Origin of the sequence: Methylophaga sp. (assembly GCF_009711715.1) — a bacterium.
Taxonomy (GTDB): domain Bacteria; phylum Pseudomonadota; class Gammaproteobacteria; order Nitrosococcales; family Methylophagaceae; genus Methylophaga.
Genome location: NZ_VENF01000003.1, coordinates 104,847 through 131,234, shown reverse-complemented (window position 1 = coordinate 131,234; position 26,388 = coordinate 104,847). Strand labels below are relative to the sequence as shown.

At 52.4% G+C, this 26,388-nt stretch carries 27 protein-coding genes and 1 other RNA gene; 11 read left to right on the top strand and 17 right to left on the bottom strand.

Going from position 1 to position 26,388, the window contains the following annotated elements; genetic code table 11:
• The first annotated feature begins 16 nt into the window (after positions 1-16).
• Positions 17-487 carry a hypothetical protein gene (locus tag FH755_RS02080; protein WP_292438181.1) on the top strand — a complete coding sequence of 157 codons (471 nt, stop codon included), beginning with the start codon at positions 17-19 and terminating at the stop codon, positions 485-487.
• Here the strand turns inward: FH755_RS02080 and ggt are convergent.
• Together ggt and FH755_RS02070 are read right to left on the bottom strand one after the other, a co-directional pair.
• Positions 477-2,138 carry a gamma-glutamyltransferase gene (ggt, locus tag FH755_RS02075; RefSeq protein WP_292438179.1) on the bottom strand — a complete coding sequence of 554 codons (1,662 nt, stop codon included), beginning with the start codon at positions 2,136-2,138 and terminating at the stop codon, positions 477-479. The two genes, FH755_RS02080 and ggt, sit on opposite strands and share 11 nt — an antisense overlap.
• 1 nt (position 2,139) lies before the next feature.
• Positions 2,140-3,138, bottom strand: a complete 999-nt coding sequence (locus tag FH755_RS02070; protein ID WP_292438177.1) for a rhodanese-related sulfurtransferase — start codon at positions 3,136-3,138, stop codon at positions 2,140-2,142.
• 194 nt (positions 3,139-3,332) lie between these two features.
• Here FH755_RS02070 and FH755_RS02065 point away from each other — a divergent pair, with 194 nt between their 5' ends.
• Positions 3,333-3,749 carry a hypothetical protein gene (locus tag FH755_RS02065; protein WP_292438175.1) on the top strand — a complete coding sequence of 139 codons (417 nt, stop codon included), beginning with the start codon at positions 3,333-3,335 and terminating at the stop codon, positions 3,747-3,749.
• A gap of 3 nt (positions 3,750-3,752) precedes the next feature.
• On the opposite strand, the gene FH755_RS02060 is transcribed toward FH755_RS02065, so the two are convergent.
• The 5 genes from FH755_RS02060 to FH755_RS02040 form a co-directional block, all read right to left on the bottom strand.
• Entirely contained in the window at positions 3,753-4,340 is a 588-nt protein-coding gene (locus FH755_RS02060) for a DUF882 domain-containing protein (protein WP_292438173.1), read from the bottom strand.
• A 55-nt stretch (positions 4,341-4,395) separates the two neighbouring features.
• Positions 4,396-5,934, bottom strand: coding sequence for a L,D-transpeptidase family protein (locus FH755_RS02055; protein WP_292438171.1), 1,539 nt, complete (start codon positions 5,932-5,934; stop codon positions 4,396-4,398).
• Between the two features lie 63 nt (positions 5,935-5,997).
• Positions 5,998-6,960: an iron ABC transporter permease gene (locus FH755_RS02050; protein WP_292438169.1), complete on the bottom strand. Its 963-nt coding sequence runs from the start codon at positions 6,958-6,960 to the stop codon at positions 5,998-6,000.
• Positions 6,957-7,730, bottom strand: a complete 774-nt coding sequence (locus tag FH755_RS02045) for an ABC transporter ATP-binding protein (protein WP_292438167.1) — start codon at positions 7,728-7,730, stop codon at positions 6,957-6,959. Before FH755_RS02045 ends, FH755_RS02050 begins: the two co-directional genes overlap by 4 nt.
• Positions 7,723-8,640: an ABC transporter substrate-binding protein gene (locus FH755_RS02040; RefSeq protein ID WP_292438165.1), complete on the bottom strand. Its 918-nt coding sequence runs from the start codon at positions 8,638-8,640 to the stop codon at positions 7,723-7,725. Before FH755_RS02040 ends, FH755_RS02045 begins: the two co-directional genes overlap by 8 nt.
• Before the next feature lie 73 nt (positions 8,641-8,713).
• Between FH755_RS02040 and FH755_RS02035 the strand changes: the two genes are divergently transcribed.
• Together FH755_RS02035 and FH755_RS02030 are read left to right on the top strand one after the other, a co-directional pair.
• The gene (locus tag FH755_RS02035) at positions 8,714-9,259 is read left to right on the top strand and encodes a hypoxanthine-guanine phosphoribosyltransferase (protein WP_292438163.1); all 546 of its coding nucleotides are present in this window, start codon (positions 8,714-8,716) and stop codon (positions 9,257-9,259) included.
• Complete coding sequence (locus tag FH755_RS02030; RefSeq protein ID WP_292438161.1) at positions 9,256-10,005, top strand: S-methyl-5'-thioinosine phosphorylase; 750 nt, start codon at positions 9,256-9,258, stop codon at positions 10,003-10,005. Before FH755_RS02035 ends, FH755_RS02030 begins: the two co-directional genes overlap by 4 nt.
• Here the strand turns inward: FH755_RS02030 and FH755_RS02025 are convergent.
• Positions 9,980-10,642: a CsiV family protein gene (locus FH755_RS02025; protein WP_292438159.1), complete on the bottom strand. Its 663-nt coding sequence runs from the start codon at positions 10,640-10,642 to the stop codon at positions 9,980-9,982. The two genes, FH755_RS02030 and FH755_RS02025, sit on opposite strands and share 26 nt — an antisense overlap.
• Positions 10,643-10,772: 130 nt before the next feature.
• Here FH755_RS02025 and FH755_RS02020 point away from each other — a divergent pair, with 130 nt between their 5' ends.
• The 4 genes from FH755_RS02020 to FH755_RS02005 all read left to right on the top strand — a co-directional run bounded on the left by FH755_RS02020 (position 10,773) and on the right by FH755_RS02005 (position 14,033).
• The gene (locus FH755_RS02020; RefSeq protein ID WP_292438157.1) at positions 10,773-11,696 is read left to right on the top strand and encodes an SPFH domain-containing protein; all 924 of its coding nucleotides are present in this window, start codon (positions 10,773-10,775) and stop codon (positions 11,694-11,696) included.
• A gap of 2 nt (positions 11,697-11,698) precedes the next feature.
• Positions 11,699-12,139, top strand: a complete 441-nt coding sequence (locus FH755_RS02015) for an NfeD family protein (protein WP_292438155.1) — start codon at positions 11,699-11,701, stop codon at positions 12,137-12,139.
• Between the two features lie 276 nt (positions 12,140-12,415).
• Positions 12,416-12,733 (top strand): histidine phosphatase family protein, encoded by a 318-nt coding sequence (locus tag FH755_RS02010; RefSeq protein WP_292438152.1) that lies wholly within the window; start codon positions 12,416-12,418, stop codon positions 12,731-12,733.
• A 118-nt stretch (positions 12,734-12,851) separates the two neighbouring features.
• Positions 12,852-14,033, top strand: coding sequence for a cupin domain-containing protein (locus tag FH755_RS02005; RefSeq protein WP_292438150.1), 1,182 nt, complete (start codon positions 12,852-12,854; stop codon positions 14,031-14,033).
• Positions 14,034-14,040: 7 nt separating this feature from the next.
• On the opposite strand, the gene FH755_RS02000 is transcribed toward FH755_RS02005, so the two are convergent.
• Positions 14,041-14,556, bottom strand: a complete 516-nt coding sequence (locus FH755_RS02000; RefSeq protein ID WP_292438148.1) for a zinc ribbon-containing protein — start codon at positions 14,554-14,556, stop codon at positions 14,041-14,043.
• A gap of 71 nt (positions 14,557-14,627) precedes the next feature.
• Here FH755_RS02000 and FH755_RS01995 point away from each other — a divergent pair, with 71 nt between their 5' ends.
• Positions 14,628-15,131 carry a disulfide bond formation protein B gene (locus FH755_RS01995; RefSeq protein ID WP_292438146.1) on the top strand — a complete coding sequence of 168 codons (504 nt, stop codon included), beginning with the start codon at positions 14,628-14,630 and terminating at the stop codon, positions 15,129-15,131.
• 77 nt (positions 15,132-15,208) lie between these two features.
• Here FH755_RS01995 and infA read toward each other — a convergent pair whose 3' ends face one another.
• From infA to ffs, 8 genes are all read right to left on the bottom strand, one after another.
• Complete coding sequence (infA, locus tag FH755_RS01990; protein WP_009726411.1) at positions 15,209-15,427, bottom strand: translation initiation factor IF-1; 219 nt, start codon at positions 15,425-15,427, stop codon at positions 15,209-15,211.
• A gap of 52 nt (positions 15,428-15,479) precedes the next feature.
• Complete coding sequence (locus FH755_RS01985) at positions 15,480-16,184, bottom strand: arginyltransferase (RefSeq protein WP_292438144.1); 705 nt, start codon at positions 16,182-16,184, stop codon at positions 15,480-15,482.
• Positions 16,181-16,903: a leucyl/phenylalanyl-tRNA--protein transferase gene (gene aat / locus FH755_RS01980; protein WP_292438142.1), complete on the bottom strand. Its 723-nt coding sequence runs from the start codon at positions 16,901-16,903 to the stop codon at positions 16,181-16,183. Before aat ends, FH755_RS01985 begins: the two co-directional genes overlap by 4 nt.
• A 4-nt stretch (positions 16,904-16,907) precedes the next feature.
• The gene (locus tag FH755_RS01975) at positions 16,908-18,089 is read right to left on the bottom strand and encodes an HDOD domain-containing protein (protein WP_292438140.1); all 1,182 of its coding nucleotides are present in this window, start codon (positions 18,087-18,089) and stop codon (positions 16,908-16,910) included.
• Positions 18,090-18,118: 29 nt separating this feature from the next.
• Positions 18,119-18,718 (bottom strand): recombination mediator RecR, encoded by a 600-nt coding sequence (recR, locus tag FH755_RS01970; RefSeq protein ID WP_292438138.1) that lies wholly within the window; start codon positions 18,716-18,718, stop codon positions 18,119-18,121.
• Between the two features lie 9 nt (positions 18,719-18,727).
• A complete protein-coding gene (locus FH755_RS01965) occupies positions 18,728-19,036 on the bottom strand; it encodes a YbaB/EbfC family nucleoid-associated protein (protein WP_292438136.1) in 309 nt (102 codons plus the stop codon).
• 14 nt (positions 19,037-19,050) lie between these two features.
• Positions 19,051-20,868, bottom strand: coding sequence for a DNA polymerase III subunit gamma/tau (dnaX, locus tag FH755_RS01960; protein WP_292438134.1), 1,818 nt, complete (start codon positions 20,866-20,868; stop codon positions 19,051-19,053).
• Positions 20,869-20,905: 37 nt separating this feature from the next.
• Positions 20,906-21,002, bottom strand: an RNA gene (ffs, locus tag FH755_RS01955) — signal recognition particle sRNA small type.
• A gap of 284 nt (positions 21,003-21,286) precedes the next feature.
• On the opposite strand from ffs, the gene FH755_RS01950 reads away from it, so the two are divergent.
• On the top strand, positions 21,287-24,685 hold the full coding sequence (locus tag FH755_RS01950) for a GGDEF domain-containing phosphodiesterase (protein ID WP_292438132.1): 3,399 nt from the start codon (positions 21,287-21,289) through the stop codon (positions 24,683-24,685).
• Between the two features lie 202 nt (positions 24,686-24,887).
• On the top strand, positions 24,888-26,378 hold the full coding sequence (locus tag FH755_RS01945) for a SulP family inorganic anion transporter (protein ID WP_292438130.1): 1,491 nt from the start codon (positions 24,888-24,890) through the stop codon (positions 26,376-26,378).
• Positions 26,379-26,388: the final 10 nt, after the last annotated feature.

Here is a 26,388-nt window from a genome sequence, read left to right as displayed (position 1 = left end):
CTGGGAGGTCTTAGTGATGACTGAAGATGCCAAAAAGGCCAGCGATGCACATGAAAGGCTGCTGTTTAATCTGTCTGTTGTGCATTTTCTGCTACCGGCCATTTTGTTCAACACGGAAATCCTGTGGCTGATTGTGGGTCTGCCGATGCTGATTTCGACTGGTATCATCCTTTCTATCATGCGCCGAGCTGGTAAACGTACTCAGCCGGATTTGATCTATGCCCACTGGCTGCTGGCATGGCGCCGAGGCCGTTATCTGTTGCTGGCTTACCTGGTATCGCTGGCGCTATTCGGGCTGGGTTGGTTTTTCCTGCTGCTACAGGCCGATGAAGTGATGCGAGGAATTCAACTGGCCGTGCTGGGCTGGTTCAGTCTGTTGCCAATCTCGTTGACCATCGTGATTCTCATTATCCTGGAGACGGCGTCACTGGCCCAGGCACGACAGGGAGAAATGCCGCGGCAAATTACCTGGTGGTTTAAGGCTTAATCAGTTTGACTTCAGCCAGACCCTCACCACGTGGATCACTGGCTGCATCCAGTTGACCATTTTGTTTATTCACAATCAGGATTTGCATATCGCCATAGCGGCGGTTGAGCTGTTTAATTTCATGGCCGCGCTGCTGCAGCGCATGGATTTCCGCTTCACTGAAAGCGTCTTTTTCCAGTTGGATATGATCTGGCAGATACTGGTGATGGTAACGGGGTGCAGCGACGATCTCGTCAGCAGAGTCACCATCGACAAAATCCAGCAGGCTTAATAACACCATACTGATAATCCGGCTGCCCCCGGGGGTACCGGTAATCATCAAACGCTCATCGTTTTCAATAAAAGTCGGCGACATGCTGGATAAGGGCCGTTTGTATGGTTCGATAGCATTGGCCTCATTACCCACCAGACCATAGACATTGGCCGTACCTTCTTTAGCTGAAAAATCATCCATTTCATCATTCAGCAGCACACCGGTTCCTTCGGCAACAAAGCCGGAGCCAAAGGGATAATTGATACTCAGGGTGGCAGCCACCCGGTTGCCATGCTGATCAATCACAGAAAAATGGGTGGTGTTTTCACCTGCAGCTTCATTAACTGGCAGTGCCTGGCTGGGCGTCGCTGTTTTATCATCAATGCTGCGACTCAGCCTGAGGCCATAAGCCGGTTTGGTGAGATAGTCGGGGATAGCAATAAAATCTGCATCGCCCAGATAGCGGCTGCGATCATAATAAGCGCGGCGCATGGCTTCAACGACCCAGTGCCGGCGCTGGGTGCTGTCAGCCTGATGCAGGTCAAACGCGGCCAGTTGATTCAGCGCCAGCATCAGCACAATACCGCCGGATGAGGGCAAGGCCGCGGAAGTAATAGCGTAGCCACGGTACTGGCCGGTAACCGGTTGGCGTTCAATAATTTGATATTTGCCCAGATCAGCCCGGGTCCAGATGCCGCCATGTGCCTGAACCGACTGAACCAGCTTGTCGGCAATGTCACCCTGGTAAAATCCGTCATGCCCTTCATTGGCCAGGGTTTTAAGTGTGATTGCCAGATCAGGCTGGTGGATCTGGCTGCCAATGGCCGGGACTTTGCCCTGATCCAGAAAAATGGCTGCGGCTTCTGGATACTGACGCAAGGTATCCCGACGAAAACCGACCAGATGCTGGTAGCCTTCCGTCACCGTAAAGCCTTTCTCGGCATAATCAATAGCTGGCTGCAGGCTGGTCGACAGTGGCAGTGAGCCGTATTTCTGACTTAAATGTACCAGCCCGGCGGGAATGCCGGGAATACCGGCTGCCAGTGGACCATTGAGTGGCAGAGTCGGTTGAAACTGTCCTTTCGCATCCAGGTACATATTCTTATGCGCATTGCCCGGCGCCATCTCACGACCATCAATCATGACCTGATGATTATCTTTGGCACGGTGCAGCAGCCAGAAGCCGCCACCGCCAAGGCCGGAACCGGCCGGTTCCACCACGGCCAGTGCCGCGGTGATGGCCACTGCTGCATCAAAGGCATTGCCGCCCTGTTGCAGAATCTCAAAGCCTGCCTGCGTGGCCAGTGGATGAGCGCTGGCGATCGCTGCCGGCCTGGTTTGCGCCGCTGACGAGAACGTAATCAGGCAAAGGCAGAGACTGAGAAACAGATGACGCATATCAGTGCGGCTGCTTTTTCTCGGCTGCCAGTTTGTCAGCTTCGCGGCGTTGCCGTTTTTTCTGGCGGTTCAGTTCAGCGGCTTCTGCGGTTTCCTGACCGATATGGGCTTCGCCACGCTGGCGTGCAAGCTGAATCTGTTTTTCCCGCTCGGCATAACGTCTTTTCTGATCATCAGTGGTCTGATGATAGCAATGCGGGCAACTGACGCCTTTCTGATACAACGGGCTCTGTTTATCTTCATCGGTTATCGGCAGGCGGCAGGCATGGCATTGATCATAATCGCCTTTTTCCAGCTTATGATTGACCGTCACACGATCATCAAACACAAAGCATTCACCTTCCCACAGGGATTCATCGTGTGGCACATCTTCCAGGTATTTGAGAATGCCCCCTTCCAGGTGATAAACCTCTTCAAAGCCCTGTTCTTTCAGATAGGCGGTCGACTTTTCGCAGCGAATGCCACCGGTGCAGAACATGGCAACTTTCTTGTGCTTGTTCGGATCCAGATGACTTTTCACGTATTCAGGAAACTCGCGGAAGCTGTCGGTTTTCGGATTCACAGCATTTTTGAAGGTACCCACCTGCACTTCATAATCGTTACGGGTATCGACTAACAACACATCCGGTTCAGATATCAGCTTGTTCCACTCGGTGGGTTTGACGTAGGTACCGACCACACGTTTGGGGTCGATGCCTTCAACACCCATAGTGACAATTTCTTTTTTGAGCTTGACGCGGCTGCGCATAAACGGCGAGCTGTCGGTGTAGGACTCTTTAAAGCTGATTTCAGCAAGGCGCGGATCTTTTTTCAGGTAGTCGAGCAGGGCATCAATCGCGCTGCGCGAACCGGCAACCGTGCCATTAATGCCTTCTTTGGCAAGCAGCAAAGTGCCGCGAATGTCATGCTCAAGCATGAAGTCCAGCAAAGGCTGTTTCTTTGTCTGAAAATCATCCAGCGTGACAAATTTGTAGAGGGCGCAAACGACGATCTCGGCCATATTGGTGTTTCCTGAGGAGCTAACTTAAACCTGTTATTTTACTTGGATTTAGCAGGGCTGTCCTGTCAATCCACAGGCGGGTTTTTAAATCGGTATTTGAGATTTTAATTTTTCATGCGGAGGCGTAATATTACCGGATAATAATAAAGCACAACCACCATGCATTGTTAATAACTGGCGGGGGTGACTCAACCATGGACGAACAGGAACAGCTCAGGCTCACCAATGACCAGTGGCAGCAGGATGACGAGCGCTGGCAGGAGGAAATCCAGTACTGGCAGCATGAAACCCAGCGTCTGGTGGCGCTGCTTTACATGCTTGAAAAAGCCTTGCCCGAACATTCATCCAAACTTGATATTCACAAAGCGCGCATCGACAAACACAATGAAGATCTAAACCGCTACCGCTGTGGGCTGGAAAAACAATGTCTAAAGGACTGCCCGTCCCATATCGAAGTTGAAAAGAATAAGCACCTGCATAAAATGATGGCCCGTAACCACAAGGATATGCAGCGCGAACATGAGACTTTCAGCAAGGAATATTACAAAAAAATGCGGCGTTTCCGGGAGCTTGCTGAAAGGCTGATGGATGAGCTCGAGGATTTTAAGTAAGACTTAACCCTGCCAGCTACGTACCCGGCCGGTATCGATATGAATAAATTCCGAGCCCGGATAATAACCGACACCGCCGACTTTCAGGCCCAGCGCCGTTTTGCGCAGCTCATCAAGCTGACGGCCGGGCAGGCGTACATCAATCGCTTTACCCTGCATGTGCAGGCTTTTCTTGGCCACACCGTCACTGTTTTTCCGCAGCATCTGGTTGGTTTTTGGTGAGCGATAGCCGGAAATCACATGGAAGGGCTGTTTACCGTGCATCTTATGATGCAGCAGATTCAGCATTTCAATCAGGTTTTGATCAATTTCATGAATATCGCCGGTGCGGTGATCGCGCAGCACGCGATGGATGGCGTGTAATTCGTCTGCCTGGTAGTCGCCTTCGGCCCAGTAGGTGGCCTTGACCTGTTCCCCGGTGTGCAGATTCATCAGGGCGATCGTGCGTTCCGGCTGTTTTAATACATTGGCAAAAGCATTGGGCATGGCCAGAGTGGCTGTGGCCCCTAATCCGATTTGCAGGAAACGGCGTCTGAATTCACAGGTCTCACCGTCGATATAGGGAGATTTTTTGCCCTTCTTTGCCAGCATAAGGCCACCTCTGATTTGTTCAAAATTTGAACAATTATAACCAAAAGTTTTGTTGTTACAAGTGTTTAACCATTCGCTGATCACGCTTGTAGGGATCGGACGAAAAGAAAACTTCGCTATCATAGGGCCAGACGGTGAAGTAGACCGCATAGACCGGTAAGCGGGTTTCCAGTTTTTCACCGAGGTTGCGGCCGCTTTCTATTTTGCTGATCACATAATCGCGCGCATCGTTTCGGTTAAGGCTGAATTCGGCCAGTGCCAATGGTTCTTCTACCCGGATGCAACCAGAGCTGAAATTACGCTGGGCTTCGTCAAACAGCGCTCTGTCGGGCGTGTCGTGCAGGTAAATATTCCATGGATTGGGAAACATGAATTTGATCCGCCCCAGTGCATTATTCTCACCCGGCCGTTGCTGCAGGCGGAAAGGAAAATCGTTGGCGCTGATCTCATCCCAGTTGACGAGATAGGGGTCAACCTGGGTTTCAAAGCCGGTTTCGCGCAGGAAAATATTGAAGTCATTGAGAAAGAAATAATCCGGATTGGCTTTCTGTTTGGGCAGAAGATCCCGTCTCGCCAGTTTGTGCGGTACGTTCCAGTAGGGGTTGATAACAATATGCGTCATCGCGCTGCTGAAGCTGGGGGTCGAGCGGGTTTCTCTCCCCACAATGACTTTCATGTTGAGTTTGATGTCATTGTTCTCGACTGCCGTCAGCTGATAACTGCCAAGGTTGATCAGTAGATAGCGGTCACCCAGATTATCCGGCAGCCAGCGGAAACGCTCAAGATTGATGCGGATTTTATCGACCATATCCTGAGCGGACATATTCAGCGCTGCCAGCGTGTTCGGGCCTACTATGCCGTCTTGTTTCAGACCGTGTTTTTTCTGAAAAGCCTTCACCGCCTGCACCAGTCGTTCGTCATACTGCGTTGAACCGTCAAATTCCGGCCGGGTGAGGTAGGCATCTTCTATCGACAGCCGCTGTCTCAGCGCAGGTACCGATGGATGTTCTGAGCCCGGTTTCAGCAACGGCATATCAGGCAGTCGAGCCCAGCCGCCGCGATCAACATAGCGACGGTACTGTGACAGCGCTTCGGTCATTTGGTAATACTGAGTGGATTTTGGCAACAGCTGGTTCAGTGTGTTGGGAAGATGCGGGCTGAGTAACGCATTTTGCAGGACTGAGGCGGGATCAACGCTGTCACGGTCAATATGCCACTGTGGATCGGCTTTAGCCGGATCCAGGCGGCCTATCGCGAGATCATGGATAAGATCCAGCAGCGCATCGGTCAGCAGAACATCAAAGTAGCGCGCTCGCTCGATGTTGTCCGGTTGTGACAACTGCTGCAGCAGGCTCAGGTGATAGTCTTCGGGATCAAGCCCATGCTGGGCGGCATTGGATATGAAGCTTAGCGCTTCATGGCCCTTATCAGTGAGCTGCAGGCCATTCAGCCATATAGCCTCATGATTATCGGTAAATAGGGCCAGTTGCGGGTGATCCGGAATCGGTAAGTTATCAGATAGAGAATAGACTTGTGGTGGTGAGATCAGGCTCATCACCAGAACCATCAGAACCAGACCTCTCCTTGCCGTCACAGCTGCCTCGTGTATGTTGTACTGCCCGTGTTGATTTGATGATCACATGCGGGTGGGGGAGGGTCAAGCCGAACGGCGGCTGCGCACCAGCAGCCATAGGAAAAACGGTCCGCCCAGCAGGGTAGTGATGATGCCGACCGGTAATTCGGCCGGGGCAATCACCAGCCTTGCCAGGGTGTCACAGAGAATCAGAAAGCCGCCGCCGAAAATCAGGGTGGCCGGGATCAGCCAGCGGTGGTCGGTGCCAATAATCAGGCGGCAGATATGCGGCACCATCATGCCGACAAAGCCGATAGGACCACATAGGGCGACAATGGCCCCGACACAGAGTGACGTCGTCAAAAACAGCAGGTAGCGAACCCGTTTAACCGCGACCCCGCGGCTGATCGCGATCTCGTCACCGGCCATAAGCAGATTGAGTTCACGGCCGAGCCAGATCATGATGCCGGCACTGAAAGCGACTATCGGTAACAGTTGCAGCAGAGACTGGTAACCGCTGATGCTGAGTCCGCCCATCAACCAGCGAAGAATTCTGAAGGAGTCGTTGATGTTGCTGAGATACTGGGTGAAGAGGATCAGGCTGGAAAAGAAAAAGCTGGTCGCCACACCGGTCAGCAGCAGGGTCTCGATTGAAAAGCTGTAGTGCAGCCGACTAATCCCGTAGACAAAACTGATGGCAGCAAGTGCACCGATAAAAGCGCCGAGTGTCACTGCATCAAAGCCCAGCAGAGAAACATTGAGCCCCAGAAAGACTGTTAAGGCGGCACCGAATGAAGCACCACTGGCAACGCCGAGCGTAAACGGGGTGGCCAGAGGATTATGAAACATGGCCTGAAATACCATGCCACACAAGGCCAGGCCAGCACCGGCAACAAAAGCAAACAGCGTTCTGGGCAGGCGAATGTCATAGAGAATATGTTGTCTGATCGCGGCATCAGCAATATCGCCGAGACCGGCAAACGGGGCCAGCAGCAGGATGCTCAGAGTCGCTAGTGACAGCAGGGTCAGTTTGGCGCTTTCTGTCATAGTGGATCCGCCAGTGCGATGGTTCTGCCACTGATAGGGTGAGTGACAAAAACAAAATCCTGCTGATAGAGCCGATGCAAACGTCCTTTTTCCAGAAATATTTCTCCCGGTCCCTGCCATGCCGCCTGGCCGTCAGCCAGCGCGAGTACCTGCCGACCCTTCTGACCTGCATGATTAATATCATGGCTGACTTCAATCACCGTAATGCCCAGTTGCTCATTCAGCCGGGCAATGACCCGGTGCACTTCAACCTGATGATGCGGATCGAGATAGCTGGTGGGTTCATCCAGCAGCATGATCGGGGTTTGCTGTGCCAGTGCGGCCGCAATCATCACCCGCTGGCTTTCACCGCCGCTTAGGGTTGTCATCTGGCGCTGGCGAAACTGACTGGTATTTGTAATCCGCAAAGCGTCTTCCACCGCTGCCTGATCATCGGGCTGCCATTCTGATAAAGCACTGTGGTGGGCGTAACGTGACATTTTAAGAAAGTCTTCCACCGCAAACGGCAGCTCGCGGCCACTGCTTTGCGGCACATAGCTGACCAGCCGGGCGAGTTCACGCTGTGAATAAGCGGAAAGTGGCTGATCATGGAAAAGAATCTCACCGCCATCCTTATCGATAATGCCCATCATTGCTTTAAGCAGGCTGCTCTTGCCTGCACCATTAGGCCCCACTACGACCAGATAATGACCCGCATCAAGCGAAAAGCTGATATCCGATAACAGGGTTTTCTCCTGCAGACGGACCTGAAGCTCGCTGACTTCAATCATGGTCAGCCTCGTTCCAGTTCAGTTGCGGATGCAGCAGGCGGGCAAAGTCCCGCAGCAACATAAATATCCGTGGTCCGGGCACACTGCCGTAGTCGCGTTGAATGATATGAACCCGGCCCGATTGTACGGCGTTGACGGTCTCTAACTGCTGCCACTGCTGCATGACTTGATCCATATTGCTGTGATGGTCGTCGGCTTCAGGAAAAACGTCGATGATAACATCCGGATTCATGCGGATAAGGCCTTCTTCACTGACCGAAGGCACCATGACCCGCGTGCCCTGATAGACATTGACGCCACCGGCCAGCTTGAGCAGGTCATTGTAAAAATCATGCTGACCGGCGACATAAACTGTTTCGAGCTGGTCGCTGTTAACATAGTGGGCGATGGAAACCAGGGTACGCACTGGTGGTTGTGATTCGACTTTGGCCCGCACGGCTGTGATTTGCTGTTCAATATCAGCCAGTAGATCGTCGGCCTGTCGCTCATGGCCGGTCACCTGACCGATGCTGGCAATGGCGGCCTGGATGCCGAGCAGGCTGCTGTTATCGATGCTATGCGTGTTGACATCCAGCTGGTTAAGCTGCTGACGCAGTTGTTGCTGTCCCTCGAGCATGATGACCAGATCTGGTTGCCTGGCTACAATCGCTTCCAGGCTGGTGTCGGTATATCCGCCGACCCTGGGCAGTTCGCGGGCAGCTGGCGGATAGTCACAATAATCGGTGACGGCCACCAGTTTATCACCGAGACCAATGGCATAGAGGGTTTCGGTGATGCTGGGCGCCAGCGAAATAATGCGTTCATAATCGGCTTCAGCCTGTGGCTGTGGCGTCGGGGCTTGACGTAGACTGAGCAGCCCGATAAGGACCAGTATTACGACGAATATGATGAGCGGCCAGAATCGGCGCATGATTTATCCTGTAACTAAATCTGACATTATATGAGAGATCGGCGAGCCCTTCAGCCAAGAGGAACAAAATAAGATGACAGAATACGAGGCCATGTTGGCGCAGGCTGACTTGCTCTATGATATGGATGCTATCAACCAGGCACTGGATAAAATCGCCCGGACTTTAACCGGTGATTACAAAAATAAGACCCCGGTGGTGCTCTGTGTAATGAATGGGGCGGTGATGACCACCGGCCATTTGCTGCCCAGACTGCTGTTTCCACTGGAACTGGATTACATTCATGCCAGTCGTTACGGCGACAAGACGGTGGGTGGCGAACTGGTCTGGCAGTCCGAACCAAGCATTGATTTAAATAATCGCCATGTGCTGCTCGTTGAGGATATCTTTGATGAAGGCCTGACCTTGGCGGCATTACGTGAATATTGTCACGAAGCCGGAGCTGCCTCAGTGAGATGTGCCTGTCTGCTGGATAAAAAACGGAAAGATAAAATGGGGCCGTTACCGGAGTATCTCGGCCTCACAGTGCCTGACCGTTATGTCTTTGGTTTCGGAATGGATATGGCCGGTTACTGGCGTAACCTGCCGGCGATTTATGCGGTCAGGGAGTCATCGGTATGAGCTTGATCGGTATAATCGGCGGCAGTGGTCTGTCACAGTATCCGGGTCTGCAAATCGACGAAAGTCGTGACATGGAAACAGCTTTCGGTATGCCCTCGGCACCGCTGCGAATTGGCCGGCTGAATCAGCATCAGGTCGTCTTCCTGCCACGCCATGGCGACAACCACCACATCGCACCACACCGGATTAATTACCGCGCCAATATTGATGCCTTGAGACAGCTTGGCGTCAGTCATATTCTGGCTGTTGCTGCAGTAGGGGGGATCAGTGAGGAATACGGGCCGGGCACTTTGGCGGTTCCCGATCAGTTGATTGACTACACCCACAGTCGCGAGGTGAGTTTTTTCAGTGATGCCTTCAGCGCCGACAAACATATCGATTTCACTTATCCCTATCACCCGGCGGTACGTGAAGCGATTCTTGAGGCAGGACGAAAGCTGACGCTCAACCCGGTAGATGGCGGTACCTATGGTGCGGTGCAGGGTCCACGATTAGAAACGGCTGCCGAAATTCGCCGCATGGCTAAAGATGGCTGTGATCTGGTGGGTATGACCGGCATGCCTGAGGCCTACCTGGCGAAAGAGGCCGGTATTCCCTATGCGACGCTGGCGGTGGTAGCTAACTGGGCCGCCGGCGTCACCGGGTCTGAGCTCAGCATGGCGGAAATCGAGCAGACACTTGCCGGCGGTATCGATAATGTGCGGGCCTTGATAGCCGGCGTTATTGGCCTTCCGTCGCTTCGCTAGTTTCAGGCAGGGAATAGCTTTCCGGTGTTTCAGATACTGCCGAAGCCGGAGCGGCTACCGGCGTCAGCTGTAAAATCGCCGCAATTCGCGGATGATCGAAATAAATCAGTTGCTTGGATTTAATCCGGCGGATCTGTGCCAGATGCGGATTGCGGGGACCACCCAGCTCAATCCCATCAGGCGAAGCTGTTCCCCAGTTACGGGCCGCCCCCGCGTTCTCCTTGAACCACAAATCAATATCAGCATGCAGGTAATTGACCCGATAGAGCTTAAGCGACCCTTCTACCAGACCATTATCAGAATTGATCTGAACAGAGCGGGCGCTGCCCTTACTCAGCATGGGTTGCTGCCAGGCTTTGTGATAATGCACCCGGTAATTCGACGCATTCTGTAAGCGTTGAGAAACCCCGGCAAGCGTTTCCACCCGGGCCGGCTGAATCTGATTATTCGCCATCTGCGGACTGAGGCTGCCGCTGCGGATGTTATTCATCACCGGCCAGTGCTCGGCATTGGCACCACTGAATCGTTCAAAGACGACCAGTTCAACGTGATACCACTGCTGGGCCAATGCTGTGGTACTCAGCAGGGACAGGGTGGCCAGCAGAGCGAGGCGTGCGAAAAGCGTATTGAGATTCATGGCAACCTTACTGTTGTAGTTCCGGCTTATTGTCCATCGAACGACAGGCAATATTCAAGTAATACGCCCGATAGCCGTTTGCTGCTATTATCGACCTGATCAATGCTGATTAAACCTGGAGAGCACGCAGATGGATGGATTTTCAAGTTTCGTCATCTTCTTTTTAGTCCTGGCGGTTGTCATCGTTCTGATGGGCGTCAAATCGGTCAGTCAGGGCAGAGAATACACCGTTGAACGTTTCGGTCGTTACACCCGGACACTGCGGCCCGGTCTTAATCTGATTGTGCCGGTTATCGACAGTATCGGTAACAAAATTAACATGATGGAGCAGGTGCTGGATGTGCCTTCGCAGGAAATCATCACCAAAGATAATGCCATGGTCAGGGTCAATGGCGTGGTGTTTTTTCAGGTCATTGATGCGGCCAAGGCTGCCTATGAGATCAGCGGCCTGGACAATGCCATTCTCAATCTGACCATGACCAATATTCGTACCGTAATGGGATCGATGGATCTGGACGAACTGCTCTCAAAACGTGATGAAATCAACACCCGCCTGCTGGGTGTGGTCGATGATGCCACCACGCCATGGGGTGTTAAAGTGACCCGGATAGAGATCAAGGATATCGACCCGCCGGTGGATCTGGTGGAAGCGATGGGCCGGCAAATGAAAGCGGAGCGGGAAAAACGCGCTAATATTCTCGATGCCGAAGGCCACAGACAGGCCGAGATTCTGCGTGCCGAAGGCGAAAAGCAGGCGGCCGTATTAGAAGCCGAGGGACGTCGGGAGGCGGCATTCCGGGATGCGGAAGCCCGTGAGCGTCTCGCCGAGGCGGAAGCGAAGGCGACCACGATGGTGTCTGAGGCGATTGCTAAGGGCGATATTCAGGCAGTGAATTACTTTGTCGCACAGAAATATGTGGAAGCCCTGAAAGAGATGGCATCTGCTGATAACCATAAAGTGATTATGATGCCGTTGGAAGCCAGCAATGTCATTGGTTCGGTGGCGGGCATCACGGAACTGGCCAGAGAAGCCTTCGCTAAAAAAGGAGCCTGATCATGTCCTGGCAAATCGACTTCTGGTACTGGTGGATCTTTGCAGTATTGCTGGTGATTATCGAAATTCTGGTGCCCAGCTTTTTTGCCCTGTGGATGGCCATTGCGGCATTTATGACCGGCTTGGCGCTGCTGTTGGTGCCGGGCATGACCTGGCAGATTCAGCTGCTGATCTTCGCTCTGTTATCGGTCTTCAGTATCGTCATGTGGCGGCATTACTATCTGAAAAATCCCATCCTCAGTGATGAACCTAATCTGAACCGGCGCGGTGAGCAGTACATTGGCAGGCTGGTGACTTTACAGACACCTATCGTTGACGGTATCGGCAAGATTCGGCTGGATGATTCAAGCTGGAAAGTGCAGGGGCCGGATTGCCCCGCAGGTAAAAAAGTGCGTATTGTGGCATTGAATAATGTCGTTTTCAGCGTCGAGCCGGAAGACTGACTTCAGGACATGACCGTCAGCGACAAGCCAAGCTTAAGCGGAAAACAGGATGTGCCTCTGCTGAAAATAGAGCCACTTTTCATCTGCACAGGAGTTAAGGATGGAGGCAAGGCAGGCACAGACAACGCTGATTGATCTCCTACGTCATGGTGAGACAGAGGGAGGTGAGCAATACCGGGGGCAGCAGGATAGGCCCTTGAGCCCGGCGGGCTGGGTGCAGCTTCGCAGACAGCTCCCGGTGATTTACCCTGGCAGCAGATCGTCACTTCACCGTTATTGCGCTGTGCCAGTTTTGCTGAGGACTCAGCCCGGCAGATGGGTCTGCTGCTCGTTTATGAGCCCAGATTGGGCGACAGGGTCATGGGCGAGTGGGAAGTGCTAAATGCAGATCAACTGGCAGTAGACAATACACAGGCTGTAGCGGCTTATCAGCATGATCCGGTCAGTTTTACGCCAGACGGTGTCGAGCCGCTGGTGACGTTTCAGCAGCGCGTATTGGCAGCGTGGCAGGATTTATTGCTGGACCAACCGCAGCGACATTTGCTGGTGGTAACCCACGCGGGTGTATCCGTGTCATTCTGGCACAGGTGTTGAATATGCCATTACAGTCAATCCACCGCCTCGCGGTACCTTATGCCGGCCTGAGTCGGGTAGAGATCGATGGCAGTGGCGACACGGCCACAGTGCAATTGAAGTTTCATGCAGGACAACGATGACAGCCTTTTTTAACAGCGAGCTTAGCCAACAGCAGTTTCTGACGCAGTACTGGCAGAAGAAACCTTTACTGATTCGCCAGGCCTTGCCCGGTTTTGATCCGGTTCTGAGTATTGATGAACTGGCGGGGCTTGCCTGTGAAGAGGAGGTAGAATCCCGTCTTATTGAAGAAGTCGGTGAAACCGGTCCCTGGCAATGTCGCCATGGGCCTTTCAGCGAAACTGATTATGCCAGATTACCCGAATCCCACTGGACCTTGCTGGTTCAGGATGTTGATAAACATGTGCCGGAATTGGCGCCGATTATGCGCCGGTTCAACTTTATTCCGGAATGGCGCCGGGATGATTTGATGGTCAGCTTTGCACCCGTCGGCGGCAGTGTGGGTCCTCATACAGACGGTTATGATGTCTTTTTGCTGCAGGCGATGGGTACACGTCGCTGGCAAATCAGTCATGAACCGGTGCAGGAAGCCGTTTACATTGACAGCCTGGATTTAAAAATTCTGCGACAGTTTGACCCTGATGAAAGCTGGGATCTGCAACCAGGGGATATGCTCTATCTGCCGCCGCATTTTGCACATCATGGTGTGGCTTTGAATGATTGTATGACTTTCTCGATTGGTTTCCGGGCGCCAACCCAGTTGGAAATACTGGATGCCTTTATGCAGACCCTGACTGAACAGGGCGTCGGTCAGCAACGTTATCGTGACCCCGGACTGCAGGTCGCTGACGATGAAAAACATGTAGATACGGCCGCGCTGCGCCGCTTCAAACAGAGCCTGATGAACCTGATTGAACATTCGGATCACGTGATCAGCGATGCCGTTGGCAGATTGCTGACGGAAACCAAACCCAGCCTGGAGTGGCTGGCTGATCTCAGCACCAACGAACCGCTGGATGAGGCGTCAGTGAGTGAGAAAATGCTGGCGGGAGAGAGGTTGGTGCGAAATGCCTATATTCGCCTTGTCTGGTTGGAGACCGAGACCGATTTCAGAATCTATGCGGCCGGTGAAAGCGTCAGCCTGGACAAGGAGGCTACTGAGGCACTGGCTAGCTTAACCGGGGACAAGCCGCTGGGACTGAGCGATTTGAAAATACTGCGGGAACAGCCTTCAGCCATGCAGGCCCTGTCTGGTTTGCTGGACCTGGGGGCCTGGCATTGGGAAGAGGTGGAAGACTAGACCTGGTTCAAACTTTGCGTGCCCGTTTGAAGACGGTTTTATGGCATTTCGGGCATGGCGGAATCCGGCTGGTTTTTTTGAAATGCATTTCGCAGCCGCAATCAGTACACACCAGGGTACCGACAGCAGCTATTTCGCCAGTATGATATTCCTGTGACCATTTGGCCTGACTGGCAAGCTTGCTCCATTCGAGCCTGGTTTTATCGGCTGCACGAGCGAATAATTCCAGCATGCGTTCCTCGACCAGGCGCAGATCAAAGCTGAACCAGCTGGACAGCTCTTTGCCGGTTTTATCCAGGTAATCCGCTGCTTCCTGCAGGTCACGTTTGACATAGGCTGCGACTTTGTCAGCTTCTTCGGCAGACAGTTCACGCAGTTCTACCGCCCGGTGTCGCGCTTTGTCGATATTACGTTGCAGGGTAGGTATGGCCTGTTCTTCGGCATCGTCGAGCAGATCATGGACCCGAGCCATCATTTTGTCGTAGGCGTCGACCAGTTTTTTCTCGAAATTGTCTTGTTCCATCGCATTACTCCTTTAAACGTCACGCTTTTTAAGATAACTTAGCACAAATTACTGTATACAAGGGGGCCATTTTGAACACATTTCGCGGGGTTTTTCTGGTCGGTTTTCTGGCCTGTCTGAGCATGTTGCTGATCGCCGGTTATTTCCAGTTTATTGAACACCTTGATCCCTGTCCGCTCTGTATTTTGCAGCGGGTGATGGTGCTGGTGGTCGGTTTGATTTTCTTGCTGGGGGCGATACATAACCCTGTGAACACCGGCCGTCGGATCTACGGCTTCCTGGTTGTTCTGTTTGCCGGCGTCGGCGCTGCGATTGCCGGACGCCATGTCTGGCTGCAACAGTTGCCCGCCGATCAGGTGCCGACCTGCGGGCCGGGGCTCAATTTTATTGTCGAGAATTTTCCACTGAATCAGGCGATTGATATGGTGCTGAGAGGCTCAGGAGAATGCGCCGACGTGATGTGGACATTCCTTGGCCTGAGCATTCCCGGTTGGACGCTGGTAGCGTTTGTAGTGATGATTCTGATGGGCCTGAGTCAGCTGTTCGGCAAACACAAGCAACCCGACTTCATTTAAGGTCGGTTTATCCCTGTCGGAAATTATCAGTAGCGGCGGGGGGCGGCAATGATGCCCATGCCGGGCAAGGTTGCCAATCAGCGTGCGCGGTAGACGATGCGGCCTTTGCTCAGGTCGTAAGGGGTAAGCTGAACAGTCACTTTATCACCGGTCAGAATGCGGATGTAGTTTTTACGCATTTTGCCGGAGATGTGGGCTGTGACAACATGCCCGTTTTCCAGTTCAACACGGAACGTCGTGTTAGGCATGGTATCAATGACTGTGCCTTCAAATTCAATATGATCTTCTTTTGCCATAAACTCTTAATGACCTAGGGTTAAAAAGATCATTTTGCCGTAATATCACTGATTATTCAAAGCTTTTATCTAATTTGTGCCAATTTGACTGATAGGCCTCGAGTGCTGAAAAGCGTGTTTTATAACGCATTTTGGGGCTCTCTTCGATCCAGTAACCCAGATAAAGCCATGACAAACCATAGTTTCTTGCCAGTTCTATCTGCTTGAGAATGGCGAAAGTGCCAAGGCTCCGCTTGGGCAGGTCGGGATCGAAAAAAGTATAGAAAGCGGAGGCACCGTCATTGATGAAATCAGTGACAGCGACAGCGACCAGCTTGTCCTGCAGCCGGAACTCGATAAATGCCGTGTCACACCAGCTGCTGGTGAGGAAATTAATGTAGCTGTCGCTGCTGGGATTATCCATACCGCCGCCAGGATGCCGGCCCGCAAGATAGCGTCGGTAGAGCTCGAAATGTTCATAATTGAACTCGGCAGGGCGGACCCGCATCTCGATATCGTGGTTCTGTTTCAGACAGCGTCGCTGACTGCGATTGGGTTTAAATTCATGAAGATTAATTCTGACCGGGACGCAGGCTTCACAATCCGGGCAGAAAGGGCGATAGATATGATCACCGCTGCGACGGAACCCATGCTGAATCAGATGGCTGTAGAGCGCTTTACTGGCTGGTTTATTGGGATCAGGATAGATATTCCTTGCCCGTCTCCCTTCAAGGTAGGAGCAGGCATGAGGTTGATCCTGATAGAAGTCGAGACTCATGAGCTTAACGGCAGATCCGGATCAATGTGCCAGGGTGAGCTGACCCCCGGCTGATTAGACAACTGCTGAAGATGATGGATGAAATCTTCTCGCGCTATTTCTTCAGCACCCATCCGCGCCAGATGGTCGGAATAAATCTGGCAATCAATCAGCGGCATATCCCAGCGCGCAAGTTGCTGGCACAACGCCACCAGGGCAATTTTGGAACTGTCAGTGACAAAACTGAACATGGATTCTCCAAAAAATGCTTTGCCGATTGCCACACCATAGAGACCACCCACCAAGCGATTTTGTTGCCAGCACTCGACACTGTGAGCATATCCCAGAGCGTGCAATTCATTATAGGCTTTAATCATTTCCTCATGAATCCAGGTCCGGTTGTCTGGATCGGTGGGCTGATTGGCTCTGGGGGCTGAGCAGGCATGCATGACGCGCTCAAAGGCCTGATCAAAAGTGACGCTGATTTCCTGCTTACGCAACTGCCTTTTGAGACTTTTACTGATATGCACGCGGTCAGTGTAAAGCACCATGCGCGGATTTGGACACCACCAGAGGATGGGATCGTTTTTATTGAACCAGGGGAAAATACCATGCCGATAGGCATCCAGCAGCCGTTCGGCAGATAAATCGCCGCCTGCTGCCAGCAGACCATGCTCAGTCGCCTGCTCAACTGGCGGAAAGCGACTTTGTGATGTGGCCGCTAACCAAGTGATAGACATAAGATCAATCTTGCAGTTGTAAGTTCAGTTCTTTAGCCCAGTTTATTGAATCCAGGTAGGTTCTGACCAGTACTTCTTTGGGGATAGGTGAGTGCTGTAGTGTCTGCCAGTGTCCCCGCTCGTATTCCAGTGTGTCATGGAGCGCAAAGCCGGCCGGGCCTTTTTGTTCAATCAGCGCTGTTTTCAGCTCGACTGACAGTGGCAGACGCTCAATGATTTCCGGCATCGGGCGGTCCATAAGCGCATCCAGTGTTGAGAACAGGCCGGCGGCAAAAAAGATATCCGACTGGCCTTTATAGTATTTCGCCAGCAGCTCACACATCCTCGCCCGGGTCATCGCCACGCTGCGAAGCTCGTTGGGTTTATCATCCATGCCCGATAAACACAGGAGACTGGCCCAGGTTTTGACTTTATTGATGCCCAGCATCATCACCGCCTGCTTGGTTGTGCTGACTTCGCGCGGTAATCCAAAAAAAGCAGAATTGATCAAGCGAAGCAGCTTATAGCTGAGACTGACATCCTGATTGATGGTATCGGCCAGTGCATCAGGTTCGATATCCGGTTCCTGTAGTTTGACCAGCAGTTCCATCAGGGTTTGCTGTGAGGGACCGATAACTTTTTTATCAGTGGCTTCAGGCAGGGTGTAGAAAAAGCCCTGCAACAAGTCCAGATCATGGCTTTTACAGAACTGGTACTGGGCACCGGCGTTGACATTGGTCGCACACAGGACTTTATGCCGCTGACGCCACTGGGGCAAAAATTCTGACAGGAACTGGGGCTGGAACTGATCCATGTCGATCAGCAGCGTCTGAGTGCGACCTTCCTTATTGCTGTCAGCATGGCCGGCAAAACTGAAGGTGGTGTTAGTGAACTGGGGTAAATCAGCGCCGTTGATATCCAGGGTCAGCGACATGCCAATGTTCGGCAGGCTCAGCAGTGCATTTTGCCAGGATTCGGGAATGGTCAGCAGCGCCTTCTGCCTATGGCTAATGAGCTGGAGAATGCCGGGAAGCTGTTCGATGAAGTCAGGAACCGGTAAGTCATCATCCAGCTTGTTGCCATCAATGCTGAGAAAAGAGAGGTGATAGCTGTCTACATCAAGCCGGTTGGGGATAAACAGTGGCTGACGGTGAATGACGCCGGAAAAAGTCTTAAGCAACTCAAAAGGCGCAGCTTGTTGGGCCATAGGCGGATGCTCTCTTTATTCAAGTGATCTCAAATCGATTCGCGACCCGAGAATGCATGAGACAGTGTACCACTGTCGATAAATTCAAGCTCTCCGCCTAATGGGATTCCGTGAGCCAGTCGAGTAACTTTAATCTGACGTGCCCGGGCCAGTTCACTGATATAGTGCGCTGTCGCCTCACCTTCAACGGTGGGATTGGTCGCCAGAATCAGTTCGGCTACCTCGCCTTGATCCAGCCATTCAGCCAGTTTCGGGATTCCCAGCGATTCCGGGCCAATACCGTCCAGCGGTGACAGATGGCCGGACAGCACAAAATACTGCCCCTGGTAATGAGTCGCCTGCTCAATAGCGAGGACATCACTGGGCATTTCTACCACGCAGATCATGTCCTGCTGCCGACGTTCGTCGCGACAGCGGACACAGAGTTCACTCTCGCAGAGAATACGGCAGCGCTGACAATGGCGCACATTGCTGAGCGCATCCTGTAGGGCTTTGCCCAGCCGCTCAGCGCCATCGCGATTGCGCTCGAGCAAGTTGAATGTCATGCGCTGAGCAGATTTCGGGCCAACGCCGGGCAGGCAGCGCAAGGCCTGAATCAACTCATCAATACTGGGTCCGAGGCTGGCCATAATGCCGGCTTAAAACGGCATTTTCATGCCGGGCGGCATCATGCCGGACATGCGTTCCTGGGTGGTTTTTTCCACCTGACGGTTGGCATCATTGACCGCTGCTGCGATCAAGTCTTCCAGCATGTCTTTATCATCTTCGTACAATGCATCTTCAATTTCGATGCGTTTAACGTCGTGTTTACCAGTCATAGTGACCTTGACCATGCCGCCGCCGGCCTGGCCGACGACTTCCATCTGGGCCAGTTCCTGCTGGGCTTTTTCCATATTGGCCTGCATTTGCTGGGCCTGTTTCATCAGGTTGCCTAATCCACCTTTCATGGCAATTCCTCTTGTTAATCGACAGGTTTGATTGATTGCTCAATTATACGGGCATTGAAGGTATTTTTGATGATTTCCACAGCCGGGTCATTGTGAATCGCATCTATCGCCCGTTGCTGCCGCTCGGCAGCCTGTTCGGCCCGCTCGACCGCCAGGGTCGGACCGGCCTCGACATTGTCTGTTGGATCGGCAAACACCAGTTTGAGTTCCTGCCCGACTTTTTTTGACAAGGCGGCCTGCAGACGTTGCTTGGATTTGTCCGTGGCGAGATGTCCAAGTTCTGAAGACAGGGACAGATGCACAGCGTGTTGCTCGGTACGGATCAAAGCGCTGTTTTCAGCAAGCTGGCGGGTGAGGGCAGAGAGTTTTAACTCGGCAATAATCTGTGTCCAGTTCGCCGGCGATAAATCCACTGAAATCAGCGTTTCGGCAGTGACGGGCTCAGCCTCCTTGACAGCCTCGCTAGCGGGCGTTGACTTCGGCTCAGGCTCATTAACCGCCAATACCGGTTGGGTGGTGGGTTTCTGCTCTGGTTGGGAAGCGGGCCGCGGTGGCTTGGATACCGGTGCTGATGAAGCCGCCGGGTCATCAGTTTCCTGATTAGAGATAGCCTGTTTAAGCGCTTCCCTGGCCGAAGTCGGGCTGACTTCGGGAGACAGGGCCGGGGTAACCGGCGGTGAAGTCACGGCCGGTTTACTGGGCGAGAGCGACTTTTTTCGTGTTGGCTCTCCATTATCCGGTGAGGGCGGTGTCACAGGCTGGAAGCTCAGCATTCTGAGCAGGGTCATCTCGAAGCCACTTTGCGGATCGGCGGCCCAGGAGAGATCGCGTTTTCCATTCAGGGCAATCTGGTACAGCAGCTGGATAATTTCGGGGTCGAACTGGCTTGCCATCTCCGCCAGTTGTGGTGACAGCGACTCGGGCATATCCATATCCGGAACCAACTGCAGCGTGGCTATTTGCTGTAATGCAGTCAGTAACAAATCGAACACCACGGCGAAATCACGGCCTAGTGCCGCTAATTCGGCAGACTGCGCCAGCAGTGTTTTTCCATCCTGTTGCAACAGCGCCTGTAACAGGGTAATGAGTTGATCCTGGCTGATGCTGCCCAGCATCTGGAATACCGTGTCACTGCTGACATCACCGCCGCCAAAAGCGATAGCCTGGTCCAGCAGACTCAAGGCATCACGCATGCTGCCATCTGCAGCACGGGCAAGTTGAGTCAGGGCTTCGGTTTCAAACTGAATCTGTTCCTGCTGCAGAATAAACGCCAGATGTTCACTGATTTGGGTTAAATCCAGACGACGCAGATTAAACTGAAGACAGCGTGACAGTATGGTCACCGGCAGTTTCTGCGGGTCGGTGGTTGCAAACAGGAATTTAACGTGTGGCGGCGGTTCTTCCAGTGTTTTCAGCAGGGCATTGAAGCTGCTGGTGGAAAGCATGTGCACTTCATCAATCAGGTAAACTTTGTAGCGACCGCGGCTGGGAGCGTATTGCACGTTGTCCAGCAATTCGCGGGTATCATCCACCTTGGTGCGGGAAGCGGCATCGACTTCAATAAGATCAACAAAACGACTGTTATCGACTTCGGTACAGCTTTGACATTCACCGCAGGGGGTTGAGCTGACGCCTTCCTCGCAGTTCAATGATTTGGCAAGAATCCGTGCCAGTGTGGTTTTACCGACACCGCGGGTGCCTGAGAACAGAAAAGCATGATGCAGACGGTTCTGATCGAGGCCGTTGATCAGGGCGCGTAGCACATGTTGCTGCCCTACGACTTCCGCAAAGGATTTAGGTCGCCACTTGCGGGCCAGAACCAGATAACTCATCAGCTATACGTTGACCTTGTCCAATAAGGGTGGTGACCCACACCAGCCGAATCTCGGCGCCCGAGTCCGAAGGCTCCGCTGCTCCCTTCCGGGCCTGACGGGTTAACCAACATATCGTCGCGAGGAGACCGATGCAGGCCACCATAGAAACGACTATTCTATGCGTTAACTGCCAGTTTTTCCATCATCCGATCGTAATTCAATCGAGCATCACAGCATAAACAAGCACTTAGCTTTGTGTCCGTTCCACGGATACAAACGTGCAGTCTTATTTGCGCAAGGCGGTCAGCAAACGGATAAAAAAGTTGATGAGTTCACAGTTTTGGCCGATAACTATGTTGAGTCTGTTTATGCAAAGCTGGGTCGCAGCATTGTCGCACAGCGATCAGGAAGGAAATCCACTAATGCGGAGAACAGCGTGTTGTTATTGAAGCGCCGGTCATTCAGCGCACTGACCTCAAATCTGGTGGTCTTTCTCCTTTATCTGGCGAGCGGCTGGCTCAGTCTGCAGATTTCTGCCATCAATGCCTTCACAGCTGTGATCTTTTTTCCGGCTGGTGTCGCGCTGGCGGCCTGTCTTAACTATCGTATTTTTCAGGTGTTACCCGGAATTTTTCTGGGTGCCTATCTGCTCAATCTGCTTTTTACCCAGAGTCAAAATATCTTCAGTTCGGCCGGGCATGTATTACCGCTGGTCCTTGCCACTGCGGCCAGCCTTCAGGCTTTTATCGGCAGTCGGCTTGTCAGACGTTTTGTCAGTGCCTATTTCACCTTGAGTGATGAGCGCGAAATTCTGCGTTTTATTATCGTGGTGCCACTGATTTGCCTGATCAGCGCGACGATTAGCGTCAGTGCCCTGGCGCTGCATCATGATGGGGTCGATACTTTTCTCGCTAACTGGATGGGCTGGTGGGCAGGTGATTCACTGGGGATTTTGATTGCACTCCCGTTGACCATGAGCTTTTGGGGGCTGCCGCGTAAAATCTGGCGCAGCCGCCGCTGGTTGATAAGTATTCAGGTCACTGTGTCATTGCTGATTATCGTGGCGCTGACCTATGAGATTAAGCAGTTTGAAAACCGCAGACTGGATGATCGCTTCCGCATACGCATTCAGGAAGTGGGGACATTATTCCAGGTTGCATTGCGGTCTGAAGAACTGATCCAGGAAAGTGTGGCGCAACTGTTTGCTGCCTCGGACGAGGTGACACGCGAGGAATTCAGTGAGTTCGTCCGTTGGAGCAGTATTTTTAATCAGGAGCACATTCAGGTCGTCGAGTGGCTGCCCAGAATCACCCATGATCAACGTGCGGCCTATGAGGAGGAACAACGAGCCTATTTTGGTCCTGATTTTTCTATCACTGAATTTGTAGATAAAGACGAACTAGGACCAGCAGCGCCGCGTGATGTGTATTTTCCTATCACTTTTCTGGAGCCGGAATGGGACAACAAAACGGCGCTAGGCTTTGACCCGACCTCATCGGCGGTGTCGAGAGAAGTGATAGAGCAGGCTATTGAGAGCGGCAAACCCCAGGCGCGGGGGCCATTGAAACTTCTGCGGGATAAAACACGCGTAGACGCTTTGATTATATACCGTGCGGTTTACCAACGAGCTGATGGCAGAATGACGCTGGATCCAGCACAGGGGGATGTGGCGGGGCTGGTCAATATTGTCATCCGTATTGAAGATTTTATTAATGATATTCTCCACGACAGTGAAAACCGTGACTTCACCCTGAAATGGCAGGACGTCAGTACCGGTGAGTATTACTATCGGCAGCAGACAAACACGGACATTGCGATGACGCATGAAGTGCCGTTTGAATTGGCCGGCCGTCAGATGAAACTGATTTTTAATCCCACATCTGCTTACCTCGAAAGTAATGAATCCAATCTCTCCACGCTGGCATTGATAGGAGGGTTTTTGCTGGCAGGATTATTCTCGCTACTTTTTTTGAGCATTACCGGCCGTACATATCGAATTGCAGCAGAGGTCAATCAGCGCACCGAAGAACTGTCTGAGGCAACCCTCCGGGCGCAGGAATCGGAACGACGCATACGTGATGTACTTGAAAACATGCGTGAGACCGAGCAGAAACTGCTGCTGTCAGACGTTGCTTTTAACTCAACTAGTGAAGCAATGATGATTACCGATGCTTTGAAAAGGGTAATTGCGGTGAACTCGGCCTTTACCCAGATGACCGGTTATGAAGAGGAGGAAGTGGTCGGGCAGTATCCGGATTTTCTGGTGACCGGGCTTACTGAGAGTGACTTTCAGCAGTTTTCTGAGACTTTCTGGCAGGCCATGGGTACGGATGGCATCTGGCGGGGTGAAGTACAGAGTCAGCACAAAGATGGTCACACCTTTCCAGCTTATCTGTCGATGTCAGCGGTGTATGACTCGGAACGGAACCTGACCAATATCGTTGCCGTGTTTGCGGATATTTCTGAGGTGAAAGAGGCACAGGCGACGATTGAACGTCATGCTAACTATGACACTCTGACCGATTTGCCCAACCGGCGCCTGTTTACTGATCGCCTGGAGCAGGCGATCCGCCGTGCTCACCGTGATAATGAAAAACTGTGCCTGATGTTTCTGGATCTGGATCGTTTCAAGGACGTGAACGATACCCTCGGCCATGAATTTGGCGATGAGTTACTGCGGCAGATGGCGGTTAGAATCCTTGACTGCGTGCGCGAGGTCGACACCGTGGCCAGGCTTGGTGGCGATGAGTTCACCATTATTCTCAGTGATTTTGATAATAAGAGTGATGCCGTCAATGTTGCCCGTAAGCTCATTTCAGAGATTGAAAAGCCGATTACCATCAAAGAGCAGACTCTACGGGTCACCACCAGTATCGGTGTGACGTTCTACCCGGATGATGCATTGGAAACCGGCATGCTGATTCAGAATGCCGACCGTTCAATGTATGCCGCCAAAGATATGGGAGGCAGTGCTTTTAAGTTTTATACCTCGGAACTCGAATCCAGCTGGCGCTCGAGAACCTTTATCCTCAATGAACTGGAAGCGGCGATCGAGAAGGGTGAAATCCAGGTGTATTATCAGCCACTGGTGCCAGCCAATACCGTAGACAACGTGATCAGTGCTGAAGCGCTGGTCCGCTGGCAACATCCCGAGCGTGGTTTGATTCCACCGGCCGAGTTTCTGCCGCAGGCCGAACGCATGGGGATGATAGAAAAAATTGATGACTTTGTTTTCAGTCAGGTTTGCCGGCAGATTAAAGCCTGGCAGGTTCGTGGTGTGGGTGATGTTTATGTCTCAGTCAATCGTTCAGCCCATAACTTCGGCAATCAGCGCGGCCGGCTCGACTGGCTAGCCTATATTAAAGCGCAGGGCATTAATGCCAGCCAGATTACCCTTGAAATCACCGAGAGTGTATTGATGCAAAGGCATGCCGAGGGACGGCAAATGCTGAAGCGATTGCGTCAGGCTGATGTGCAGATTGCTGTGGATGACTTTGGTACCGGCTATTCCTCGCTTTCCTACCTGAAGGAACTGGATGTGGATTACCTCAAAATCGACCGTTCTTTTATCCGTGATCTGGAATCAGATGACAATGACCGGGCAATTATTGAAGCTATCACCGAGATGGCGCGAAGGCTTGGCATTCAGGTCATTGCCGAAGGCGTCGAAACCGAAAGTCAACGCGATATTCTGCAGCGGATTGGTTGCCACTGGTTGCAGGGCTATTTCTTTGCCAGACCGATGGCGGTCAGTGAGTTTGAACAGTTTATCCGTGATAATCCGCTCATAACGGAGGATAAGGCTCTGAGTAAATCTGATTCAGCAAGTGATTGAATCTGTTCGTTGTTTTGACGAAAACCCAATGATTGTTTAGACTTGGCTGCTTTTGCGAGAAGCAAGCAGCAATGAAAACAAGTCCACCCTAGCGACTTTTCTTCAGGGCACTCTCCCTGCCCCCAGCACCTGTCCGCCTGCCTGACAGGTTTCTTGTCAGTCTGACAAGCACTCAACATTCAGCAAACAACAGGAATAATTTATGTTTCAGAATTGGAGAAATGACTGGTTCTCTAATATCCGCGGCGATCTGCTTGCCGGTATTGTCGTCGCCCTGGCTTTGATTCCCGAAGCAATCGCCTTTTCAATTATTGCCGGCGTTGATCCTAAAGTGGGTCTTTACGCCTCATTCTGTATTGCCGTTATTGTGGCCTTCACCGGCGGACGTCCGGGCATGATTTCCGCGGCGACCGGTGCGATGGCGCTGCTGATGGTCACGCTGGTCAAAGAGCATGGCCTGGAATACCTCTTGGCAGCAACGCTGCTGACCGGTGTACTGCAGATAGCGGCAGGCTATTTCAAGCTCGGTGATTTAATGCGCTTTGTGTCGCGATCAGTCGTCACCGGTTTTGTAAACGCGCTGGCGATTCTGATTTTTATGGCGCAGTTGCCCGAACTGACCAATGTAACCTGGCATGTCTATGCGATGACCGCCGCTGGACTAGGTATTATTTATCTGTTTCCGTTGCTGCCGCAAATAGGCAAGGTTCTGCCTTCACCGCTGGTCACCATTGTATTGCTGACTTTGGTAGCGATGGCGCTGCAGCTTGATATCCGCACTGTCGGCGATATGGGCGAACTGCCGGATACTTTGCCTATCTTCCTGTGGCCAGACGTGCCGCTTAATTTTGAAACTTTGGCGATTATCTTCCCGTATTCGGTCGGTCTTGCCGTGGTGGGTCTGCTGGAATCAATGATGACCGCAACTATCATTGATGATCTGACTGATACCGACAGTGACAAGAACCGTGAGTGTAAAGGTCAGGGTATTGCTAATATCGGTGCCGGTCTGTTCGGTGGTATGGCCGGTTGCGCCATGATCGGCCAGTCGGTTATCAATGTGAAATCCGGTGGCCGCGGCCGTTTATCGACGTTTGTTGCCGGCCTGTTCCTGATCGTGATGGTGGTCTTTCTGGATGATTGGATCAAGCAAATTCCGATGGCGGCCCTGGTCGCCGTGATGATCATGGTCTCTATCGGTACCTTCTCATGGGATTCGCTGCGGGATATGAAAAAGCACCCCTTATCAACCAATGTGGTGATGGTAGCGACCGTCGTCGTGGTCGTGGCCACCCATAATCTGGCGATCGGTGTGTTTGTCGGTGTGTTGCTGGCTGCCTTGTTCTTTGCCAATAAGGTGGGGCATTTCCTGATTATCAAGAGCGAGAGTAATGAGCAGGAAACCGAACGCAGCTATCGCATCATTGGCCAGGTATTTTTTGCTTCATCCGATAAATTCACTGCCGCCTTTGACTTCAAGGAAGCGCTGGATAAGGTCACTATTGACCTGAGCCAGGCGCATTTCTGGGATATCACCTCGGTGACCGCGCTGGATAAGGTCGTCATTAAATTCCGCCGTGAAGGTACCGAAGTAGAGCTGATTGGTATGAATGAAGCCAGTGCCACGATTGTTGACCGTTTCGGGGTCCACGACAAGCCGGAAGAAGTCGAAAAAATACTTGCCGGACATTAAGGAGAGAGAA

Excerpts from the sequence above, each read along its gene's own strand:
- FH755_RS02025 (WP_292438159.1), bottom strand. The coding sequence starts at position 10,642 with ATGAATCTCAATACGCTTTTCGCACGCCTCGCTCTGCTGGCCACCCTG.
- FH755_RS02080 (WP_292438181.1), top strand. The coding sequence starts at position 17 with ATGACTGAAGATGCCAAAAAGGCCAGCGATGCACATGAAAGGCTGCTG.
- FH755_RS02050 (WP_292438169.1), bottom strand. The coding sequence starts at position 6,960 with ATGACAGAAAGCGCCAAACTGACCCTGCTGTCACTAGCGACTCTGAGC.
- FH755_RS02000 (WP_292438148.1), bottom strand. The coding sequence starts at position 14,556 with ATGGAACAAGACAATTTCGAGAAAAAACTGGTCGACGCCTACGACAAA.
- FH755_RS02015 (WP_292438155.1), top strand. The coding sequence starts at position 11,699 with ATGTCCTGGCAAATCGACTTCTGGTACTGGTGGATCTTTGCAGTATTG.
- FH755_RS02040 (WP_292438165.1), bottom strand. The coding sequence starts at position 8,640 with ATGCGCCGATTCTGGCCGCTCATCATATTCGTCGTAATACTGGTCCTT.
- FH755_RS01985 (WP_292438144.1), bottom strand. The coding sequence starts at position 16,184 with ATGAGTCTCGACTTCTATCAGGATCAACCTCATGCCTGCTCCTACCTT.
- FH755_RS02070 (WP_292438177.1), bottom strand. The coding sequence starts at position 3,138 with ATGGCCGAGATCGTCGTTTGCGCCCTCTACAAATTTGTCACGCTGGAT.
- FH755_RS02005 (WP_292438150.1), top strand. The coding sequence starts at position 12,852 with ATGACAGCCTTTTTTAACAGCGAGCTTAGCCAACAGCAGTTTCTGACG.
- infA (WP_009726411.1), bottom strand. The coding sequence starts at position 15,427 with ATGGCAAAAGAAGATCATATTGAATTTGAAGGCACAGTCATTGATACC.
- recR (WP_292438138.1), bottom strand. The coding sequence starts at position 18,718 with ATGGCCAGCCTCGGACCCAGTATTGATGAGTTGATTCAGGCCTTGCGC.
- FH755_RS01965 (WP_292438136.1), bottom strand. The coding sequence starts at position 19,036 with ATGAAAGGTGGATTAGGCAACCTGATGAAACAGGCCCAGCAAATGCAG.
- FH755_RS01945 (WP_292438130.1), top strand. The coding sequence starts at position 24,888 with ATGTTTCAGAATTGGAGAAATGACTGGTTCTCTAATATCCGCGGCGAT.
- FH755_RS02035 (WP_292438163.1), top strand. The coding sequence starts at position 8,714 with ATGACAGAATACGAGGCCATGTTGGCGCAGGCTGACTTGCTCTATGAT.
- aat (WP_292438142.1), bottom strand. The coding sequence starts at position 16,903 with ATGTCTATCACTTGGTTAGCGGCCACATCACAAAGTCGCTTTCCGCCA.
- dnaX (WP_292438134.1), bottom strand. The coding sequence starts at position 20,868 with ATGAGTTATCTGGTTCTGGCCCGCAAGTGGCGACCTAAATCCTTTGCG.
- FH755_RS02065 (WP_292438175.1), top strand. The coding sequence starts at position 3,333 with ATGGACGAACAGGAACAGCTCAGGCTCACCAATGACCAGTGGCAGCAG.
- FH755_RS02060 (WP_292438173.1), bottom strand. The coding sequence starts at position 4,340 with ATGCTGGCAAAGAAGGGCAAAAAATCTCCCTATATCGACGGTGAGACC.
- ggt (WP_292438179.1), bottom strand. The coding sequence starts at position 2,138 with ATGCGTCATCTGTTTCTCAGTCTCTGCCTTTGCCTGATTACGTTCTCG.
- FH755_RS02020 (WP_292438157.1), top strand. The coding sequence starts at position 10,773 with ATGGATGGATTTTCAAGTTTCGTCATCTTCTTTTTAGTCCTGGCGGTT.
- FH755_RS02030 (WP_292438161.1), top strand. The coding sequence starts at position 9,256 with ATGAGCTTGATCGGTATAATCGGCGGCAGTGGTCTGTCACAGTATCCG.
- FH755_RS02045 (WP_292438167.1), bottom strand. The coding sequence starts at position 7,730 with ATGATTGAAGTCAGCGAGCTTCAGGTCCGTCTGCAGGAGAAAACCCTG.
- FH755_RS01975 (WP_292438140.1), bottom strand. The coding sequence starts at position 18,089 with ATGGCCCAACAAGCTGCGCCTTTTGAGTTGCTTAAGACTTTTTCCGGC.